The sequence below is a fragment of the Chryseobacterium subflavum genome, from assembly GCF_055762745.1.
In genome coordinates this window covers 154122-175123 of record NZ_JBVTMR010000003.1, presented here as the reverse complement: position 1 = coordinate 175123, position 21002 = coordinate 154122, and the positions used below count along the sequence as shown (strand labels likewise).

The 21002-nt window shown below is 34.6% G+C and carries 17 protein-coding genes; 14 read left to right on the top strand and 3 right to left on the bottom strand.

Annotated features, from left to right (window positions below):
• Nucleotides 1–254: 254 nt before the first annotated feature.
• The 14 genes from AC0INN_RS14315 (at nt 255) to AC0INN_RS14250 (ending at nt 17887) form a co-directional block, all read left to right on the top strand.
• Entirely contained in the window at nt 255–1880 is a 1626-nt protein-coding gene (locus AC0INN_RS14315) for a T9SS type A sorting domain-containing protein (protein ID WP_306613791.1), read from the top strand.
• Nucleotides 1881–1882: 2 nt separating this feature from the next.
• Nucleotides 1883–4879, top strand: a complete 2997-nt coding sequence (locus tag AC0INN_RS14310; RefSeq protein WP_273648657.1) for a hypothetical protein — start codon at nt 1883–1885, stop codon at nt 4877–4879.
• Between the two features lie 6 nt (nt 4880–4885).
• Nucleotides 4886–8359, top strand: coding sequence for a DUF6443 domain-containing protein (locus tag AC0INN_RS14305; RefSeq protein ID WP_273648655.1), 3474 nt, complete (start codon nt 4886–4888; stop codon nt 8357–8359).
• A 4-nt stretch (nt 8360–8363) separates the two neighbouring features.
• On the top strand, nt 8364–8906 hold the full coding sequence (locus AC0INN_RS14300) for a hypothetical protein (RefSeq protein ID WP_273648653.1): 543 nt from the start codon (nt 8364–8366) through the stop codon (nt 8904–8906).
• Between the two features lie 206 nt (nt 8907–9112).
• Entirely contained in the window at nt 9113–10117 is a 1005-nt protein-coding gene (locus AC0INN_RS14295) for an AAA family ATPase (RefSeq protein ID WP_306613789.1), read from the top strand.
• Nucleotides 10118–10134: 17 nt separating this feature from the next.
• Nucleotides 10135–10614: a GNAT family N-acetyltransferase gene (locus AC0INN_RS14290; protein ID WP_306613787.1), complete on the top strand. Its 480-nt coding sequence runs from the start codon at nt 10135–10137 to the stop codon at nt 10612–10614.
• 57 nt (nt 10615–10671) lie between these two features.
• Nucleotides 10672–11535: a DUF58 domain-containing protein gene (locus AC0INN_RS14285; RefSeq protein WP_273648649.1), complete on the top strand. Its 864-nt coding sequence runs from the start codon at nt 10672–10674 to the stop codon at nt 11533–11535.
• Between the two features lie 38 nt (nt 11536–11573).
• Entirely contained in the window at nt 11574–12470 is an 897-nt protein-coding gene (locus AC0INN_RS14280) for a hypothetical protein (protein ID WP_373428024.1), read from the top strand.
• Entirely contained in the window at nt 12463–13455 is a 993-nt protein-coding gene (locus AC0INN_RS14275; protein ID WP_306613784.1) for a VWA domain-containing protein, read from the top strand. Before AC0INN_RS14280 ends, AC0INN_RS14275 begins: the two co-directional genes overlap by 8 nt.
• Nucleotides 13455–14462 carry a vWA domain-containing protein gene (locus AC0INN_RS14270; RefSeq protein WP_172279541.1) on the top strand — a complete coding sequence of 336 codons (1008 nt, stop codon included), beginning with the start codon at nt 13455–13457 and terminating at the stop codon, nt 14460–14462. Before AC0INN_RS14275 ends, AC0INN_RS14270 begins: the two co-directional genes overlap by 1 nt.
• 96 nt (nt 14463–14558) lie before the next feature.
• Nucleotides 14559–15308 (top strand): tetratricopeptide repeat protein, encoded by a 750-nt coding sequence (locus tag AC0INN_RS14265; protein WP_228456973.1) that lies wholly within the window; start codon nt 14559–14561, stop codon nt 15306–15308.
• A gap of 32 nt (nt 15309–15340) precedes the next feature.
• The gene (locus tag AC0INN_RS14260) at nt 15341–17041 is read left to right on the top strand and encodes a BatD family protein (RefSeq protein ID WP_306613782.1); all 1701 of its coding nucleotides are present in this window, start codon (nt 15341–15343) and stop codon (nt 17039–17041) included.
• Between the two features lie 43 nt (nt 17042–17084).
• Nucleotides 17085–17687, top strand: coding sequence for a MarC family protein (locus AC0INN_RS14255; RefSeq protein WP_172279537.1), 603 nt, complete (start codon nt 17085–17087; stop codon nt 17685–17687).
• Nucleotides 17688–17692: 5 nt separating this feature from the next.
• The gene (locus AC0INN_RS14250; protein WP_172279535.1) at nt 17693–17887 is read left to right on the top strand and encodes a hypothetical protein; all 195 of its coding nucleotides are present in this window, start codon (nt 17693–17695) and stop codon (nt 17885–17887) included.
• Nucleotides 17888–18701: 814 nt separating this feature from the next.
• On the opposite strand, the gene AC0INN_RS14245 is transcribed toward AC0INN_RS14250, so the two are convergent.
• From AC0INN_RS14245 to AC0INN_RS14235, 3 genes are all read right to left on the bottom strand, one after another.
• Nucleotides 18702–19676, bottom strand: a complete 975-nt coding sequence (locus AC0INN_RS14245; protein ID WP_306613779.1) for a chorismate-binding protein — start codon at nt 19674–19676, stop codon at nt 18702–18704.
• A gap of 185 nt (nt 19677–19861) precedes the next feature.
• Nucleotides 19862–20290, bottom strand: a complete 429-nt coding sequence (locus AC0INN_RS14240) for a PaaI family thioesterase (protein ID WP_172279531.1) — start codon at nt 20288–20290, stop codon at nt 19862–19864.
• 15 nt (nt 20291–20305) lie between these two features.
• Entirely contained in the window at nt 20306–20902 is a 597-nt protein-coding gene (locus tag AC0INN_RS14235; RefSeq protein WP_306613777.1) for a 1-acyl-sn-glycerol-3-phosphate acyltransferase, read from the bottom strand.
• Between the last annotated feature and the right edge of the window lie 100 nt (nt 20903–21002).

Genomic DNA, 21002 nt, shown 5'->3' with positions numbered 1-21002 from the left:
CGGAGGATTAAGATAAAAGTTATTAAATTCAGACAAGCAACCTTTTTATTAATACATGGTCATAAATTTTTTCCAACCTATAACTTGTTATTAATGTTATTATAAGACGACAAGTTCTGGCGCTTTGAAGCATTAGGTTTGTATTTATAATAAATAATTAATACTAAATATTATAGATAAGTCTTTTCGTTGTGAGATAAAAAAGATTACTTTTATGGCAATTATAAAAATCAATTAACAATTAAACACAAGGCATGAAAAAACTCTACTTCAGTGTACTTTCTATGTGCATTATTTCCGGGTTATCAGCCCAGGAAGTGGTTTGGCAAAAAGATATCAAATCCTCAACCCAGGATTTCCTAAGCCAGGTAACCACAACAATCGATCAGCAGTATCTGATAACAGGAAGTGTCATACAAGCAGGAAACCAGAAGAAAGATGCAGGAAGCAATACCCAGCAAAACAATGGCTACGACTTTCATTTGGTGAAACTCAACCAACAGGGAGATCAGGTTTGGGAAAAGTATTTCTCAGGAAACAATCATGATTATTTGTCTTCTACCGTAGCAACCCAGGAAGGAGGCTTTCTAATTTCAGGAACCTCATATTCCGGAAAGGGAATAGATAAAAAAGATGACTCCAAAGGAGGATCAGATATATGGCTCATTAGAATTAATGAATTTGGAGATGAATTGTGGCAAAAGACTTTGGGAACAAGTGCAGATGAAGAAGCCAGGGCAGTTATCCAAACCACAGATTTAGGATTTGTTGTAGCCGGAAATGTTCAGAATGCATCCAAAGGTTATGGTTCAAAAGATATCCTGATGATCAGACTGGATAAAAACGGAAAAGAACTCTCACAACTTATTTTAGGAGGAAGGGGATTAGATGAAGTGGAAAAGATGATCCCCACAAGAGACGGAGGAGCACTTCTGGGAATCTATTCAAGAAGTTCTGAGTTTCGTGTTTCCGATTCCGGGAATCAAAATTCAGCCACAGGAACCTCAGATTCCGTATCCCGTTATGCAAAAACCACTGAAAACTTTGGTGAAGGAGACTACTGGATCATAAAACTAAACAAAGAGGGAAAGGTAGAATGGGAAAAGAACCTGGGAGGAAAAGGAGATGATCATCTAAGAACACTGGCTTTAACCTCAAACGGTTATCTCATCGGAGGAGAATCCAGAAGTGAGAGATCCGGAAACAAGACAGTAGGAATAGAAGAAGGTACAGATTTATGGTTGGTTTCTTTAAATGAAAGAGGAGATGAACACTGGCAGAAGTCCTACAATTTCAAAAACAGAGATGTTTTAATGGGTATGACTGCCCTAAATCAGCTATCAACTGACAACTCTCAACCCTCAACTAAAGGAATTTTATTAGGCGGATATACTCAGGCAGAAGGAAGAATAGAAACAGATGATGAAACATTCTGGATGCTGTATCTGGACCATAATGGAAATGAACAGTGGAGAAAGCATGTGAAGGGAGAATCCAAAAAGAGAGAGGAGAGATTATCGGATATTAAGCTGAACAGGGATGGTTCCATCATTTTAGCAGGAACCAGTGCAGAGGAATTAGGGAAGGAGAACTGGAAGATTGTGAAGCTGGGAGATAAACAACTGGATCAGTTGATTGAAAAACAGGATATCAAGATCTACCCGAATCCGGTATCAGATTATGCTTATATAGAAATAGGCTTTGATTTCAGGGAAGCGGATATTACTTTGTATGATATGGGAGGAAGACAGCTTCAGACTTTGAAAACCAAGAATAAGGTAACGAAGATTAATACACAGCCGCTAATACAAGGTGCTTACCTTGTGGTGATTAAGGCAGATACAGGTAAAAAAGTTAATTATAAAATTATTAAAAAGTAACCATGAGAAAATATTTTATTATTGTATTTCTAATATTATCAAACCTTATATTAGTTTATTCACAAGTTTCACAAATAACAAATTTTTTTCCTCAGAGTCCTAATTCCACTGCTTTCGCAATAAATGGTAAGATCCCCGTAAACATGTATAAGGGGACACCGTCGCTTAGTATTCCATTATTTAGTAATTCAATAGGTGGAAAACCTTTTGAAATATCACTAAATTATAATGTTAAATCTGTAAAGCCAGAAATAATACCTACTTGGACAGGGTTAGGATGGAATCTAGAAGTTGGAGGGACTATTTCAAGAATTGTGAACGGCGGAGTGGACGAAGTTTATCAAAATAATATTCCACCTTATAACAAATTTTCTTATTTAGATAATTATTCAACCTTAGACAATCCTTCTTGGGCTAGTCAGCAGGCTTTACAAACTTATAGTCAAAACAATCTTCAATATATTGCAAGTAATGAGTGGGGAGTAGTTCCAGGTCCAGATGAATTTATTTTAAATTTTTGTGGAATTACGGGTAGCTTTTATTTAAATGAAAAAGGTCAATGGATTGGTAGAACACGAGACGGTAGAACATTTAAAATTACATATGGTTATAAATATGATTTTAAACTCAATGAGAAAGCTATATTAGGAGGAGATTATATTGCTCCCAAAACAACTACAATAAAAAGAATTTTATATGGTTTTACTATCATTTTTGATGATGGGACTGAAGCTGTATTTGGAAATGATGATAATGCTTTAGAATTTACATCAACTGATGAAAATATTGATACATTTAATCCTCAAGTATTTGTAAGTAATTGGTATTTAAAAGAAATAAAATTTACTGATAATAAAAAAATATTATTTTCATATGTCAGAGATGAAAGAGCTGTGTTTTTAAATAATAAAGGGGGATACGTATTCTACAATAAAAAAGATGCTGGTCCTTGGACAAACAATTCTTCATCAGGTGGAAACCTTAATCAGATTGGAACGAATAGGCTTCATAACACCTATTTAGATAAAATTGAGGGTGAAGATTTTATAATCCGATTTAATAAAAGTCTTTCCAATCAAAAAGAATATGGAGATTTTGATTATGCCATTGGGACTTGGGGTGGATTTTATACTCATCATATGAGCAGCTATCGTAATTTTAAACATTGGTATAAATTAGATAATATAAGCATAGAAGACAAGATGGGGCATGTAGTTAAAAGTATTCTGTTTAATTATAATAATATTCCAAGCGATCGTTTACTCTTAAATGAATTGATAATAAATGGAATAGAGAAATATAAATTTTTGTACAATGCACAAAAACTTCCTGATTATCTAAGTACTTCTACAGATGAATGGGGATACTACAATGGAAATACACTTTTATCATCTAACACATCTAATTTATCCCCTGAACAATTAAGGGATTTTCTTAAAAATAATTATCCTCAATCTAAAGCGCCGAGTTTATCATTTTCTAGAGCAAGTACTTTAGAACAGGTAATTTATCCTACTGGTGGGAGTACATATTTTACTTATGAGCTGAACACTTATTCAAAATATGGAGAAAAAGAAATAACACAAAGTCCTCTCAAAATAAGTTCAACTGCTAATGATGAATTTGCAGGGGGACTTAGAATTCAAAAAATTAAATCCTGTAATGAAAACAATAATTGTTTTCAAAAAAATTACTCATATCTTAATGACGACGGAAGATCGAGCGGTATATTACCATACAAACCTCTTTATATTATTGAAGGTAGTGAAGTATCACCTAATTTGTCTTTTTGGGAATGGTCTTCTCATTCCTATCAGAGGCTAAAAGACGAAGACAATTCTATAGGTTATAGTAAAGTGACTGAGATAGACGATAATGGTGGAAAAAAAGAAACCTATTTTACTAATTTTGATAATTCGGATTTTAATGATACTGCAGGAATAGCTTATTTTGGATGGAATAATATAGGTATGTACAAACAATTACCTTATACTTCATTCTCCCTCATGAGAGGAAAGCCTAGTAGAGAAATTTTATATTCATCTACTAAGAAAATCTCTGAAACGACATACTCTTATTTAAAGCATATTGATTATATAAAATCATATACCTTTAGTTATAAACAATTTGGTCAACAATTTAGTAATCCTCCGTTTGTCCTTTTAGATGGTATTACATATGGTTCTCTTTTAGACGCACATTATGTGAATTTTAATACCAGTTTCCTAAATCAAAAAAAAACAATTTTTGAAAATGTAGAAACAACCGAGCAAAATTTTTATAATTATATTTATAATGTTCCTACATTAACCTGGACAACACAGAGTGATGGAAATGTTTATAAGACTAATTATAAATACGCATTTGATATTAGTAATCAAGCAATGATGAATGCTTATATGGTAGGCATTCCTATTAGCATAGACAATAAGCTGAATGATAAAACAATTTCTAAAATAGAAGTATTGTATCCTCTATCACTACCCACTGTAGCAACAGGAAGTTTAATACTTCCCCTATCTAGCTTATCGTATGACATCCAAAACAATACCCCATCTACAGAAGTTACTTATAATAAATACGATTCTAAAGGAAATATCCAACAGTACACCACCAAAGACGGAATTCCGACATCTGTCGTTTGGGGATATAATAATACACAACCTATTGCCAAAGTACAAGGTGCCACTTATGCTCAATTGGTAAGTTTAGGTTTGATTACAGCGATAGTAGATGCTTCAGATCAGGATGCAGCTAATCCAGCTAATGAACCGGCACTAATTACAGCCTTGGATAATTTCAGAAAGAATTCTGGTTTGTCTGCATATCAGATTTCCACGTATACTTATGATCCTTTAATCGGAGTAACCAGTATTACTCCTCCATCAGGGATCCGGGAAGTATATATCTATGATACGGCCAATAGATTAAAGGAAATAAGACAGGATTCTAAAACAGGAAACCTGATTAAAGAATTCAAGTACAATTACAAAAACTAACACACGATGAAAAAAATAATAATTCCTATTGGAGTGCTTGTGACAGGAATGCTTCAAGCCCAGCTTTCTCCAACGGAAAACTATGTATATTCAAAGACCATTCTTGATTATGATGCCAATAATCAGCCGATTAAAACTTCAGAAACCGTTCAGTATTTTGATGGTCTTGGTAGACCTAAGCAGGTTGTGAATATAAAAGCATCTCCCCAGGGAAAAGATGTGGTTACCCCTATTGAATATGATGGCTTTGGAAGGCAGATAAAAGATTATTTACCTATTCCTCAGGGACAGACCTTAAACGGAGGTATTGTTTCAAACCCTTTAGCCAATGTCATAAATACTCCTTACGGACAGGAGAAGATCTATGCTGAAAAGACATTGGAAAATTCTCCTTTGGATAGGCTACTAGAACAAAAACAAGTAGGAACAGCGTGGAATGATAAACCTGTAAGGTTTGAATATGGAACCAACACCGCAACAGAAGTTAAAAAATACGTAACAGTAACAAGTTGGGCCAGTGGAACCACGTCTTCTGCCATCAGCCAATCAGTAAACTATGGCGCGAGTCAATTGTATAAAAATACAATCACAGATGAAGATGGCAATAAGACCATAGAGTTTAAGAATGGAAAAGGTCAGACTATTCTGGTTAGAAAAGTTATTAGCCCTACTGAAAATGCAGATACTTATTATGTTTATAACGAATTTGATCAGTTAGCCTTTATCATTCCTCCTAAAGCGGCTGTGGTTGCTGACGTTAATACGGTGCTGGGAAGTTTGTGTTATATTTACCGGTATGATGGAAGAAACAGGCTTATTCTTAAGAAACTTCCGGGTAAGGATTATGAGTTTATGGTGTATGATAAGCAGGATCGGCTGATCATGACCCAGGATGCTGTAATGGGAGCTAATAAACAGTGGCTTTTTACCAAGTATGATCAGTTTGGAAGAGTTGCTTATACAGGAATCTACACCTCCACAGAAACCTCCGGAACAATAGGGAGGGCTGCTGAGCAAGTAAAGGCCGATGCTGTGGGAAGTAACAACGTAACAAGAACTACTTCCGTAGGATTTATTGTGGGAGGCCGGGGAGCTTATTACACGAATAATGCTTCAAGTTATCCTAATACCATTACCACTCTTTTAAGTATCAACTATTATGATACCTATCCTGTATACAGCTTTAATCCAACCTTTCCAACCAATATTTTAGGGACACCTGTCATAACAGATAGTTCCACATCAAATCCAGTGAGTACCAAAAGTCTTCCTGTGATGAGTGTGGTTAAAAATATAGAAGATGATAACTGGACCAGTAATTATACCTATTATGATAGCAAAGGAAGAGTGGTAGGAACTCACTCCGTTAATCACCTGGGAGGATACACTAAAACAGAAACTGAACTGGACTTTGCCGGCACAGTTAAACAGCTTATAACAAGGCATAAAAGATTAGCCGCAGATACTGAAAAGGTTATTGTCGAGAATTTCACTTATGACCCGCAAAATAGGTTATTAACCCACACCCATCAGGTTAATGGTGGTGTTATTGAATATCTGGCTCAAAACAAATACAATGAAATTTCCCAGTTAGAATCTAAAAAAGTAGGAGGAGTAAGTACTACAACTCCATTGCAGCAAGTGGATTATAAATACAACATTAGAGGTTGGATGACTAAAATTAACGATCCTTCAAATCTCAATGGAAAACTTTTTGGGTACGAGGTTAGGTATAATAATCCAGTTAATACGTTATTTGCTATTTCAAGATACAATGGGAATATTGCAGAAGTAGACTGGAAAACTTCTGTAGATAGCGTATTAAGAAGATATTCTTATTCCTATGATACTTTAAACAGACTTAATTACGGACATTATTCTGAACCTAATAGTACAGTACCACAGGAAAATCATTTCGGGGAATCTTCGGAATATGATTTAAATGGAAATATTACAAGATTATACAGAAATACAAAAAATACAACCAATGGCCTTGCCATGCAGATAGATAATCTTACGTATTCATACACTGGAAACAGATTATCAAAAGTCGCAGAAGCTTCTCAGAATTCATCAGGATATCCTTATTTTGCAACTCCAAATGAAATTACTTATGATAATAATGGAAATATGACAAGTCATAAGGATAAAGGTATTCAAAATATAACCTATAACTTTCTAAATTTACCCACTAATATAAAAATAGATAAAGGATCAGGAATATTTACCAGTACAAGTACATATTTGTATAGGGCAGATGGAAGTAAATTAAGAAAACAGTACAATTATCAACAAAAAAATCCAACTGGTGGTTTTGATGTTTCCGAATCTTCAATAGAATACTTCGATGGATTTCAATATTCTATGGAATCTATTCCGGGAGTAAACTGTCCAAAGTGTCCAAAGCCAACATTAGATTTGAAGTTTGTTCCTACTGCTGAAGGTTATTATGATTTTACAAATAATTCTTATATTTACAATTATACAGATCACTTAGGAAATGTTAGATTGGGCTATAAGAAAGGGATATCAGGAATAGAGATTATTGAAGAAAATAATTATTATCCGTTTGGATTGAAACATGAAGGATATAATGGCTTAGCCGGAAATCCAGCGTATCAATATAAGTACAACGGTAAAGAGTTACAGACTGAAACAGGAATGTATGACTATGGAGCAAGGATGTATATGCCTGATTTAGGTAGATGGGGTGTAGTAGATCCGCTGGCGGAAACTTCAAGAAGATGGTCAACATATGTTTATGCTTACAATAACCCGATTAGATTTATTGATCCGGATGGTATGCAAAATAAGGATATTACATTTGGTAAAAATATTTCAGAAGAAACAAGAAATAAAATTGTAAGTGATCTAGAACAACAAACAGGATTAAAATTATCAGTTAGTGAGGACGGAAAGCTAAGTTATAAAGAGTCTGCTGATGCAGAAGGAAGTAAAACAGCTCGTGATATGTTAAAAGGAGCTATTGATAATCATAGGACAGATTACCAAATTAATTCAGATAATACGAGAGGTTCCTCAATACAAGAAATACAGGGAAGAGGTGAAACTATTGATGGAAAAGCAGGATATACACAAGTTTTCGACCTGAACATCAATACAAATCAAGTTGATAATTTTATTAGTGGTGCAAGTTCAGCTTTAAATCCCTTAACAATGGGATATGGAATGACAACTTTACATGAAGTAAGTCATATGTATAATGGTCTTGAGGATCAAAATGTAATTTATGGTTTGCCTGGGGCAAATGAAAAAGTTATAAATACTATTAGGACAGAATTAGATGCAACAAAAATTTTTAAACTACCATTTGGTCAAAGAAAATCTTATAGTCCTGCAAGTATTCTTCTAAATAGTAAGAAATATAATTTTAGTCCCTTTGAATCCGGAATTATGGACGGAGATTTTAAAAAGATTGATCGTAAGAAAAATTTATACATATTAACTCCAAGAAATTAAGAAAATGAAATATATAATTGTATTATTAACATTGTGTTTTAATATTTTGTTGGGGCAATGTAATTGTGATCAATATAAGAAGGGGTATGAATTTATAAAACAAGACTTTAAAGATAAGGGAGTCGAAAAGTCTTATAATGAAATACTCCTTGCTAAAGCTTATGGAATAACGGTCTACAGTAGATTATATCCTATTAATACAACTCAAGATTATAGAAAGTGGTTAAACATTGATAAAAGTAGTGACAAAGTTCTAAAGAAAGATAAATGTTTGTCGAAAATAAGTAAACTATACTGGCAAAAATCTTGGCAATCATCGGATTATTATAAAAATCCAGAAGCTTTCAAACAAGAAAAATTCAAAGGTCCCTCTCATATTGCAGTGTTCACAAAATCAATAAATGATTCTTTAAGAATAGACGTTATTTCTAACTCACCTAATGGATTAAAATATTGTGGAAGTGTTCATAAATACCTTCTTGTTTTTGATAAAGAAAATAATATTAAAGATTCTAAAACCTGGGTGGATCATTATGAGTGTTTTTAATACTAATTAATATTAAAATATCAATATAAAATACTTTATTTTTTTATTATCTGCTTAATTGATTTAAAAATTAGACTGAGATAGATTTTCTAGATATTCTGTTAAATCCCGAAAATATTTAACAAACTTTAACTCAAAAATGGCATTCATTATGTTGATTAATGCAAGTATTTATTAGAAATTTACCAACTATTTTAAATTAAGCTATGTCAGATACATACCAGGCAGAAGATATTCGCCAGCTCACGGAGAAAGTAAAGGAAAAGAATTATTTGTTTACGCTTCTGAGACAGGAAATCAATAAAGTTATTATTGGACAGGGATATATGATAGACCGGCTTTTGGTGGGTCTTTTAGGAAATGGGCATGTCTTGTTGGAAGGTGTTCCTGGATTGGCTAAAACTTTAGCGATAAAAACTTTGGCTGATGCCGTTCACGGTGATTTTTCAAGGATTCAGTTTACTCCGGATCTGCTTCCTGCGGATGTGGTAGGAACCATGATTTTTAATATCAAAGACAATGACTTTTCTATAAAAAAAGGTCCGGTATTCGCCAACTTTGTGCTTGCGGATGAGATCAATCGAGCTCCGGCCAAGGTGCAGTCAGCTCTTTTGGAGGTAATGCAGGAGAAGCAGGTGACGATAGGAGATGAAACGATGAAGCTTCCGAAGCCGTTTTTGGTATTGGCTACCCAGAACCCTATTGACCAGGAGGGAACTTATTTATTACCTGAAGCACAGAGCGACCGTTTTATGCTGAAATGTAAAATTGATTATCCTGAATTTGAAGATGAAAGAAAGGTGATGAGAATGGTTTCCACCTCTCATCAACCATCTGTTCAGCCTGTCATTTCACTGCAGGATATTGTAGATGCTAAAGAACTGATCAACCAGATTTATCTGGATGAAAAAATCGAAAAATATATTCTTGATATGGTTTTTGCCACCCGTTATCCTGAAAATTACGGTCTTGCGGATCTTAAAAACTATATTAGCTTCGGAGCCTCTCCAAGGGCTTCCATTAACTTAGCAATTGCTTCCAGAGCATATGCTTTTCTTAAAGGAAGGGCTTTTGTGATTCCTGAAGATGTAAAAGAATTGGCCAAAGATGTTTTAAGACATAGAATTGGTTTAACATTCGAAGCAGAAGCAGAAGAGATATCATCGGAAGAAATTGTTCACAGGATCTTAGCAAAAATCCAGGCACCTTAATATTTATGAATGATGTTGTGATTAGAAAAGCTGTCCTTGAAGATTGTGTTCCTATGTTGGAGCTGATCAGGGAACTTGCCGAATATGAAAAGGCTTTGCATGAAGTTACGGTAACTCTGGAAGAATTTATTGATGCCGGATTTGGAGATGCACCTGTTTGGGGAGCTTTTGTAGCAGAGGTAAATGCTGAAATTGTCGGAATATCCTTATACTATAACAGATATTCAACATGGAAGGGAAGAAGGTTGTATCTGGAAGATCTTGTGGTTACAGAAAGGATGAGAGGTAAACAGATCGGTAAAAAATTATTTGATGCAACCGTGGAATTTGGAAAATCCAATAATTACAGTGGAATGATGTTTCAGGTATTGTATTGGAATGAGCCTGCAATTAATTTCTATAAAAAATACCATCCTAAATTTGATAATGAGTGGCTGAATGTCTCGATTGATTTCAAAGACGGAAGCTGGAATAAGGAACATGAAGTTGAAAATTAAATGCTTGAAATTTTACATTTTCTTCCAGGCCATGAACGTTAAATTTTCTAGTATTGTATGCAGATAAAAGATATTGTAAAAAAAGTAAAACAAATAGAGATCCGTACCCGAAAGAAGACGGAAGCTACTTTGATGGGACAATATCACAGTGCTTTTAAAGGGCAGGGGATGACCTTTTCAGAAGTCCGGCCTTATCAGTTTGGAGATGAGATCAGAAGAATTGACTGGAATAAAACAGCCCGTTTCCGTGAGCCTTTTGTAAAAGTGATGGAAGAGGAGCGGGAACTTACTATGATGATTTTGGTCGATATTTCAGCTTCCATGGATTATGGGACAAAAACCCAGTTAAAGAGAGAATATGTGGCGGAAATCGCTGCCAGTCTGGGTTTCTCAGCGGCTGGAAATAATGATAAAGTTGGCCTAATCCTGTTTGCTGATAAAGTATACAAAGTCATTCCGCCGCAAAAAGGAAGAAAGCATATCCTTTCTATTATCAGTAATATTTTAACCGCAGATTATGTTCCTGCTGTTTCGAAAATAGATAAAGCTCTGGAATATATGATGGGCATTTTCAAGAGGAAATCCTTAGTGTTTCTTTTTTCTGATTTTGAAGATGCTTATGATTCTAAAATGCTTAGGGTGACCTCTAAAAAACACCAGTTGTTAGGAATGAGGATTTATGATGAAAAAGATAACGAGATTCCGGATGTAGGCTATGCATTATTTTATGATTCTGAAACAGGGAAGCAGGTTTGGGCCAATACTTCAAATGCAAGATGGAGATATACTTTTGCTGAAGCCCAGAAACAGAAAGTAAGGGCCATAGAAGAGGATTTTGCCAATAGTTCTGCCAGTTTTATGAATGTAGCTGCAGGTGAGGATTATTCAAAACTATTGTATAATTATTTTCAGAAGAAATAATTGAATTAAAGGGGCTTACAGCCAAAATTGAATTGAAATTGAAAAAAATACTTTTTATATTATGTTCTCTCATCTGTGTTAATGCTTTTTCACAGATACTTTCTTCGCACCTCGAAAAACAGACACTGGCTTTGGGAGAGGTTAATCACTTTGTGATCAAAATTGATAATCTCAATAATCAGCCGGTGGGTGCAGCTCCTAAAAATGAGCTCCTGCCTTTTCATTTTGAAGAGGTGAAGGACAGCATCGGAACGAATGCAAATACTTATGAAAGAAAGATAGAATTTGCGGTTTTTGAAGAGGGAAAATTTACTATTCCGGTATTGGAATTTAAAGTGGGAGATAAAATCCTAAAGACCATTCCCTATGAAATAGATGTTATTAATACGGCTCAAAAAGGAGATCAGATTAATGATATCATGAAGAATAAGGAAGTAAAACTGGAAACCAGGGATTACTGGGAGCTCTATAAATGGTATATACTGGCTGCTTTGGCATTAATTGCATTGATTATTGCGATTATTATGTACCTTAAATGGGGCAGGAAGTCAAAAAGTGAGCCGGTTGTAGCAACAAACCAAACGTTGAAAGAGCTGGATTCACTTAAAAAGAAAAAATATATAGAAGAAGGCAATTACCGTTCTTTTTATGTAGAACTTATTGATATTTCCAGGAAGTTTATTACCAAACAATATCATTTACCAGCTGATGTATTACTTACGGATGATCTGGTGAATCTTATGAAACAGAATAATACCATATCTCTGGAAAATGAAAAGATAGTGGAAGAGGTATTTTTCAGAGGAGATCTGGTGAAATTTGCTAAAACATTCCCCGATCAGAAGACCATGGAAAGGGATCTTGCAGATATCAGAGAATTTGTAAAAAGATCTTCCAAAGATCTTGAATTTGAAAACTTAAGAAAGGATGTTTAATTTCGAGTTTTATAGTCCGTGGTTTTTGCTGCTTTTCCTGTTGTTTATTCCCCTTTTATTCAGGGATGTGAGCAAACAGAAGAAAAAAGGTATAAAAGTACCTACTGTAAAAAATATGGATAACAGCGGTGGTATTCTTGCTGTGCTTTTTTTACTTAAGATTTCAAAATATATCATACTTTCGGCACTTATTATTGCGATGGCAAGGCCAAGGACCTTTACGATTTCACAGGATAGAGATGATACAAAGGGAATTGATATTATGATGTCCGTAGATGTGTCTTTAAGTATGCTTGCTAAAGATTTGACTCCCGACCGTCTAACGGCACTTAAAGATATTGCTGTAAAATTTGTTGAAAAAAGGCCTAATGACAGATTAGGGCTGGTTACCTATTCGGGAGAGGCATTTACTAAGGTTCCTGTAACTTCTGATCATCAGGTGGTCATCGATGAATTGAAAAATCTCAATCCATTGGAGCTTCAACCCGGAACTGCTATCGGTGAAGGGCTTTCCGTAGCGGTGAATCACTTAAAAAACAGTAAGGCAAAGAGTAAGATTATTATTCTTATGACAGATGGTGTGAATACGATCGAAAATGCTATGCCTACACAAGTTGGTGCTGAACTGGCTAAGAATAATAACATCAAAGTCTATTGTATAGGAATTGGAACGAATGGATATGCACTGATGCCTACCCAAACCGATATTTTCGGAGATCTTGTATTTACCGAAACTGAGGTGAAGATAGATGAACCTGTTTTAAGGGAAATTGCTCAGACTACGGGAGGAAAATATTTCAGGGCTACATCAAACAGCAGTCTTGAAGAAGTGTATGATGAAATCAACAAATTGGAAAAATCTGATGTAAAGGTTTCCAAGCTGTATAATTACCAGGAGTATTTTAAAATATTTCTTTGGATCGCTTTGGGAATGCTTGTTATGGATGCATTGTTAAGATGGATGTTTTATAAATTTTTGAGCTGATGGATTGGTATTTAGGAAATTATTGGTTTTTGTTGTTGCTGTTGCTTTTGCCGCTGCTCGGATTTTTATTGGTTCGCTATCTTAAATGGAAGAATAAAAGGAAAATCATCTTTGCAGATCATAAGTTTCATGAGGAGCTTTTCGAAAAAAAATCAGGCTTTACAAAGATTTTCCCGACGCTGTATCTATTAGGAACATTATTTTTAATCTTTGCGATCATCGATTTATTAAATGGTTCTGAGGAAATCAAGACCAATCAGAAATTGAATAATGTCATTTTTGTTTTGGATGTTTCCAATTCGATGAATGCGGAAGACATTAATCCTAACCGCTTGACTGAAGCAAAGAACCTCATGATCAATACCATGCAAAAAATGAGAAGCGATAAAGTGGGGATTGTAATTTTTGCAGGCGAAGCTACTTCCATTATGCCTCTAACCACAGATTATACTTCTGCTGAAACCTATATTAACGCTATTGAAACGAGTTCTATGCAAATCCAGGGAACGGATTTCCTGAAAGCCATGCAGGCAGCCGTGAATAAGTTTAAAAATGTAAGTAAGGGAGCCCGTAAGATTGTTTTACTAAGTGACGGTGAAGACAACGAAGGAAATGATAACGCTGCGATAAAGCTTGCCAATAAGGAAGGGATTATGGTAACATCCGTGGGGATCGGATCCGACGAAGGCGCTCCTGTTCCGGAATATGTTTTCGGACAATTGATGGGATATAAATCCGACAGGACCGGAGAAACTGTTATTTCAAAAAGACAGACCGGCGCTTTGAAAAAAATGGCTGAATCTACCGGTGGATCATATATTGACGGAAATAACGTTAATGAAGCTCCGGACAGGATTATTGATGCGCTGAATAAAAAAATGTCATCATCAGAAACCCTTGTGAAATCGCAAAACGCCAATCACTACTATCAGTACTTTTTAGGGGTATCTATATTGTTTTTTTTCTTAATTTACATTTTTAATCCAAAGAGAGATTTTAATGTTTAATTTTCTCCATTTTTTCCAGTATTTTTAAAAGATACTTTAACCGAATTTTAACAAATAAAAGCCTGTTTATTAACATATAAAGGAATAATTTTGCATATGATGAATACTAAAATCATTTTTTTATCGTTTATAATTGCTTTTCTCACATCAAATTCCCTGTTTGCTCAGGAAAATTACAGAACATTGGTGTATGAGGGCAATCAGAAATTCAACGGTAAAAATTATGATGGAGCATCTTCTAAATACATGGAGGCTATAAAATCCAATGATAAAGATTTTACGGCCCATTATAATTTAGGCAATGCGTTGTATAAAAGTAAAAAATATGAAGAGGCAAGGGTTGAATTTGAAAAAGCACAAAAGCTCTCTCAAACCCTGCCGGATAAAGCAGCGGCTCTTTATAATTTAGGGAACACTTATATGCAGACAAACCAGCCGGATAAGGCAGCAGAATTGTATAAGCAATCCTTAAAACAGGACCCCTATAACGAAGCTACTCGAAAAAATTATGAAATTGCGAAGTTGAAGGAAAAAGAAAGCCAGGAAAAGAAGAATCAACAGAATAAATCTGGAAAAGGCGGTGGCGGCAAAGACCAACAACAAAATGATGATCAGAAAGGTAATCCAAAAGATCAAAAGCAAGACCAAGGTAAAGGCCAGCAAAATCAGGGAGAAAGCCAGCAGGGAAATAACCCTGACCAGAAGAAGAATAATGAAGGCAAAATGCCCAAAAATCTTGAAAACGCAATATTAAATAAAGTAAGCGAAAAAGAAAAAGAAACCGCCAGAAGAATTTTAAATAAAGATTCTTATTCGATGCCCGAAAGCAACGAGAAAGATTGGTGATGCAACATAAACTGATTTACATAATACTTCTATTGACTTCCGTAATTTCTTACGGACAGGTTAATATTTCCGTAACTCCTGATAAAACGGATTATAGCAGCAAGGATATTGTAAATCTCACCATCGTTCTTGAATTGAACGGGAGTGAATATAACCAGCAGACTCCACTGCGTTTACCCGACTTATCCAAATTCAATATGGTTGGGAGCGGATCTGTTAGCAGTGGCTATATGGATCCCGAAACCAATACGGTTATTACACAATACGTGACCCGGGTAGCTTTGGAGCCTAAACAAAAAGGGAAAGTAAAAATCGGTTCCGTACTGGTTACCATCAACAATAAAATCTATAAAACCGAACCGTTCGATATTTTTGTAAGGGATGTGGAGAAAAAGTCCGTAGCCAGCGCTTCAAATGATGTATATCTTAATATGGAAATTGAAGACAGGGAAGTATATCAGGATCAGCCCACCATTGCTGTATTAAAGGTTTATTCCAGAAATATTGATAATTTCAGAAGGGTAAAAAATATTCGTCTTCCCAACCAGGGAAACATCAATGTTCACGCAATTAATTTCAACAGATCTGAAATTGATCCTTCTGACTATGGAAATATGGCTTCACAGGTTTTAGCCATGTTTATGATATTCCCTAATGAAGCAGGATATGTGGAAGTTCCTTCTGTTTCAGCCTCATTAAGCAGCTATGCCAATAAAAATAAAATACTTTCCAATAAAGTAAAACTTAATGTAAAAAGATTGCCTGAAGGCTCACCGGAATGCTTTAAAAATGCAGTAGGAAACTTTAACGTGAGTGTTTTTAATGCGACTAAAGAAAAAGTTGAAGTTAAAAAACCGTTGAATGTGATCATAAAGGTTTCAGGAGAAGGGAATTTAACGGATATGAGTTTACCTACGATTGCGGAATCTCCGGACTATGAAGTTTTTAAGCCTAAGATTACAACTAAGGTAGTTCCCGGATTAGCAGGGATTAAAGGTGAAATTCTGGCAAATTATGTTGTTATTCCTAAGAAAGCAGGACCCATCTCAATTAAAACGGAACAGTTTGCATTCTTTAATCCGACAAGTAAAGAATATGTAGACCTGGGACAGGAAACATTATCGGTAAACGCTTTCTCCCATGACCAGATCATGGAAGCCCGATCTACGGTTGAAAGAGTAAATGAGTACACAAACAGTCTTTTAGAAACGGTAAATACACCAGTTCTTAAGACGACAACGTTTAAAGTTAAAGAAAAGAATAAGTTTCACTGGAATATTCTTTTAACGAACATTGCTATTCTTCTTACTTTGTTTGTTCTATATCTGTTATTCAAGACTTGGCAAAAAAAGCGTAAATTGATTAAAGAAACTGTAGCTGTAAAACCTCTGGGATCTGTAGCGGAAACAGAAAAGGAGATACGACAAAGGCTTAAAACTGATGTTAATGATTATTTCAGTTATCTGGAAAATCTTAAAGACAGTGAGGATTACCAGAAATTCTTTCAGACGGTTGATGAACTGGATGCAGAAGTAAGGAAAGAGTGTTTCCAGGGCTCTTCAAAAGATTTTGTGAGTTTCCTTGAAAGCTATAAAGGGGTGGCTGTTGCTGAAGAATACAGAACTTTATCACAAAAGATCCAGATAGAAAAGTTCTCTCCTGTGAAATCATCAGAAGGAATGGATGAGCTGTTGATCGCTATTGTTAATTTGTATTCAAAGATTAGCAAATAGTTATTTATTTTTCATATTTTTGCGAAATTATTAAATACGAAAGATGGAAATTTTTGATCAGTTTTCTTTGAAAGAAGTTCTAACCTGTTTTATGGTTCTTTTTGCTGTTATTGATATTATCGGGTCGGTTCCTATTGTTGTAAGTCTTCAACAGAAATTCGGACAGATTGAAGCGGGAAGGGCATCAATTACAGCAGGGATTATCATGATGGTTTTTTTATTTGTAGGAAATAAAATCCTGAAATTCATTGGAGTGGATGTTAATTCCTTTGCCATTGCCGGGGCATTTGTCATTTTCATTATTGCTATAGAAATGATCTTGGGAATTGAAATCAATAAAACAACGGAGGCCAAGTCAGCATCTATTGTTCCTATCGCTTTTCCTCTTGTTGCAGGAGCAGGAACATTAACGACGACTTTATCCTTGAGAGCTGAATTTCATGATATTAATATTATCTGTGGAATAATTCTCAATACAATTTTCGTATATTTGGTGCTGAAATCAGCTAAGTGGCTGGAGAAGAAAATGGGAGAAGCTACATTAGCTGTTCTACAGAAAGTTTTCGGTATTATCCTTTTAGCTATTTCAATTAAATTATTTACCGCTAACTTTGCCCAATTGGTGCAAAACTATTTTAATTTTTAAGAATTATGCAGAAGTTTTATAAAGTATTTTTAATACTATTTATCGTTTTCATCGCAATTAATCTTTACGCGTTGGACTGGCAGTCAGAAGTTTTATCTGAAGATAACCTAAAGTTTGTTTTTTCAATTGCTTCCGCGGTGATCGGTCTCATTTTACTTTTCGTATTGAATACCTGGAGTAAGATAGGAGTAAAGAAATAATCTTTTTTAAATAAATATAAAAACCACTTTCAATAAAATTCGAAAGTGGTTTTTTATTTCCTATATTTTATGGATTGTGCTGAAGCCTATTTTTCCTGATTTACTAAAGTAAATATGGGCTTTAAAATTAAAGGTGAATACTGTATTGCATAACCAGCTAATAATACGATCATTAGAAATACAATAGCTTTTGTAATTTTATTACTTCTTTTTAACATCATTTTGTTTTTTTGTTTTATTAGTCACATCAGATCTCAGGATAATAGCAAAGCCTTATCTTAAGTACATATGTTAGTTCAATCAGTTATGGATATAGTTTGAACTACATTTTTTGAATTTCAGTAAAATTTGCGAAAGTGAGGAAGGATATTAATGAAATAAGAGCATCAGGGATCTTCCTCCTATGATAATAGATAGATTTTTTCATTCATTTGTTTTATGCAAAATTACAAAAAAATAAATGAATCGTATTTTATTTGTTGATTATCAAATGTTTATATTGTTGTTTGTAGATGTTTTATTAGGAAAATTTCCAATAAATCATATAATTGAATATTAGTTTTTAATTTAACCTAGCAATTACACAATAATTTATTTAATTTTCAAAAACTTTTGATCTCTTAGTAAGCGATTACTTAATGTATTCGTTTTTAACCCTTGATCAACATAGGATTTATGGGTAGGTCCTAAAGAAAAGTATCTGGTAGTAGCCTTCAGGATAGGGTGGCTTTCGTCTTGGTTTTATACGAACTGTTGTTCTTGTTATAAGCAACAACAAAGAGCGCCATATTCTTATTTGTGTGAAGGTTCGGATTTAAGAAATCATCAGATTTTTTAAAACAGCTTCAGATTTTAATTCTGTTTCCTGCCATTCTTTTTCAGGATTGCTTTGTGCCGTAATTCCACCCCCTACAAATAAATGCACTGAGTTACTATAAAGTTTTGCACATCTTAAATTCACAAAATACTGTATGGTTTCTTCAGTCTCGATTTTGATATACCCGGCATAAAATTCACGGGGGAATTTTTCATATTCTTCGATCTTTTCCCTGCAGAAGTCTTTAGGGATTCCACAAACGGCAGGAGTAGGATGCAGCTCTTTAATGATATGGTCTACATCTTCAGGTTTGATCTTTGCTTTAAAATCTGTTCTGAGATGTTTAATATTTCCTGAAATATGATCATATGTTGCAGATCTTTCTATATGACCCAATATGGCATACTTCTCAAAAATATCCTGAATATAGTTTGAAACCGGTTTTTGTTCCTCAATTTCTTTTTCGGACCAGGTTTCAGACACCGGTAGTGTGCCTGCCAGACTCATCGTTTCAAAAGTATGGGTAGTTTTATCAAACTTTCCTAATACCTCTGAAAAAGCTCCCATCCAGGAATTATCTCCATTCACAAAAACATATCTGAAAGCATTGGGATAAGCATTGCATAGATTTTTAAAACTTTCTTTTACATTGATTTCAGAAAAGTTTTTAATAATTTTTCTTCTCGAAAGAACAATTTTTGGGAGATTGTTTTCTCTGATTACTTTAATGACTTTGTCCAGTTTATCCAGATACTCATCTTTAGTTTCGCCGGTATAACCATCGGGATCGCGGGGTAAAGAAAATTCTGTGATTGTACGATTATGAAAATCTTCTGCTTTGACTTCGATGATATCACCTTTGAAACGGAGATGGCCTGAGTTATGAAATGGATAAACGGTTACTGAATTCTTTAAAGATTCTTTATTGGTGGTATATAGCTTTTCGTTGAAAGGAAATTTGAAGTAAATCATGAGTCTGCTGCTTTTAGAAAAATGCCTAGGAAAAATAAAAATGTTAAGCTGCTTTTCCGTTATGCAAAGGTATTGTTAGTCTTAGAAACGTCAAAATCAATTGGATTGTTTTTTGAAATTCTTGCGCTATATCATAAAAAAGACTCAAATATACTTGAGCCTTTGTATTTTTATTAGTAATGAAATTACCGGTTGATGATGTTATTGGTCATTGTGGTGTGGTTGATGAGTTGTCCTTTTTCGTCACGGATCTCAATTTCAGAAACATGCATTGTTTTTCCTTTTCTTATGAAACGTGCCGTGCCGGTAATAATTCCATCTTTTTTGCTTCTTAAGTGGTTGGAGTTGATGTTGGTACCGACACCATAGTATTTCTCACCATCGATAAAAATATTGGACAGGCTTGAACCCAACGTTTCCGCTAATACACAACTTGCTCCGCCGTGGAGAATTCCAAATGGCTGATGTACTCTGGGTAAAACCGGCATTGTTGCCGTAAGGACTTCGTTTTCCTGATCAATATCGATAAATTTTATTTCAAGTGCTTTTGCTAAGGTTTCTTCACCCCAGTTGTTAAGAAAGTTCAATAACTCCTCTTTGGTCATATCTTTCATATAGCGGTAATTATTTTATGATTGTGCTCCATTTTCTGTTCCCATGATATTGGGATTCCAGTTGGCAGGAACTTTCGGGACAATATCATTTTTTATATAATAATTCTGGATCTCATCCATAATTTCTGAAAAAGGAGCCGAAGCAATTCTTTCATAAGGGATCGTATATCCGAGATAAATAATCTTCCTTTTAAAATCCCCGGCAGCCAGAACAATAGGAACTTTTGCAGCTAAAGCCATATGGTAAAAACCTTTTCTCCATTTCGGAACCCAACTTCTGGTTCCCTCGGGAGTAATAACCAAACTGAAATCTTCCTTTGCAAATTGCTTGGCAACAAAATTAACAAGATCATTTTTCTGACTTCTGTCGATACCAATTCCTCCCAGACCTTTCACGATTCCGCCATACCATCCTTTGGTATGAGCATCTTTAATGATTATCTTCAATGGCTTTTCCAAAGACCAATAAGCAAAATTCCCTAAAATGTATTCCATGTTATGGGTATGAGGTGCTACTACAAGAATACACCTGTTAAGGCTGTTGACGTCGCCCTGAAGCACGACTTTCCAACCCATCAGTTTCAACATTATTTTGCCGATTAGTTTTTTCATAGATTTCGTATTAAAACAGAAAAAGTATAACCAAAAGGTTATACTTTACAAATATATTGAAATATTATCGCTCTTAAAATAAACCGCTGATTAAATCTAC

Coding starts and splice junctions, on each gene's coding strand:
- AC0INN_RS14315 (WP_306613791.1), top strand. CDS start 255: ATGAAAAAACTCTACTTCAGTGTACTTTCTATGTGCATTATTTCCGGG.
- AC0INN_RS14310 (WP_273648657.1), top strand. CDS start 1,883: ATGAGAAAATATTTTATTATTGTATTTCTAATATTATCAAACCTTATA.
- AC0INN_RS14305 (WP_273648655.1), top strand. CDS start 4,886: ATGAAAAAAATAATAATTCCTATTGGAGTGCTTGTGACAGGAATGCTT.
- AC0INN_RS14300 (WP_273648653.1), top strand. CDS start 8,364: ATGAAATATATAATTGTATTATTAACATTGTGTTTTAATATTTTGTTG.
- AC0INN_RS14295 (WP_306613789.1), top strand. CDS start 9,113: ATGTCAGATACATACCAGGCAGAAGATATTCGCCAGCTCACGGAGAAA.
- AC0INN_RS14285 (WP_273648649.1), top strand. CDS start 10,672: ATGCAGATAAAAGATATTGTAAAAAAAGTAAAACAAATAGAGATCCGT.
- AC0INN_RS14275 (WP_306613784.1), top strand. CDS start 12,463: ATGTTTAATTTCGAGTTTTATAGTCCGTGGTTTTTGCTGCTTTTCCTG.
- AC0INN_RS14270 (WP_172279541.1), top strand. CDS start 13,455: ATGGATTGGTATTTAGGAAATTATTGGTTTTTGTTGTTGCTGTTGCTT.
- AC0INN_RS14265 (WP_228456973.1), top strand. CDS start 14,559: ATGATGAATACTAAAATCATTTTTTTATCGTTTATAATTGCTTTTCTC.
- AC0INN_RS14255 (WP_172279537.1), top strand. CDS start 17,085: ATGGAAATTTTTGATCAGTTTTCTTTGAAAGAAGTTCTAACCTGTTTT.
- AC0INN_RS14250 (WP_172279535.1), top strand. CDS start 17,693: ATGCAGAAGTTTTATAAAGTATTTTTAATACTATTTATCGTTTTCATC.
- AC0INN_RS14245 (WP_306613779.1), bottom strand. CDS start 19,676: ATGATTTACTTCAAATTTCCTTTCAACGAAAAGCTATATACCACCAAT.
- AC0INN_RS14240 (WP_172279531.1), bottom strand. CDS start 20,290: ATGAAAGATATGACCAAAGAGGAGTTATTGAACTTTCTTAACAACTGG.
- AC0INN_RS14235 (WP_306613777.1), bottom strand. CDS start 20,902: ATGAAAAAACTAATCGGCAAAATAATGTTGAAACTGATGGGTTGGAAA.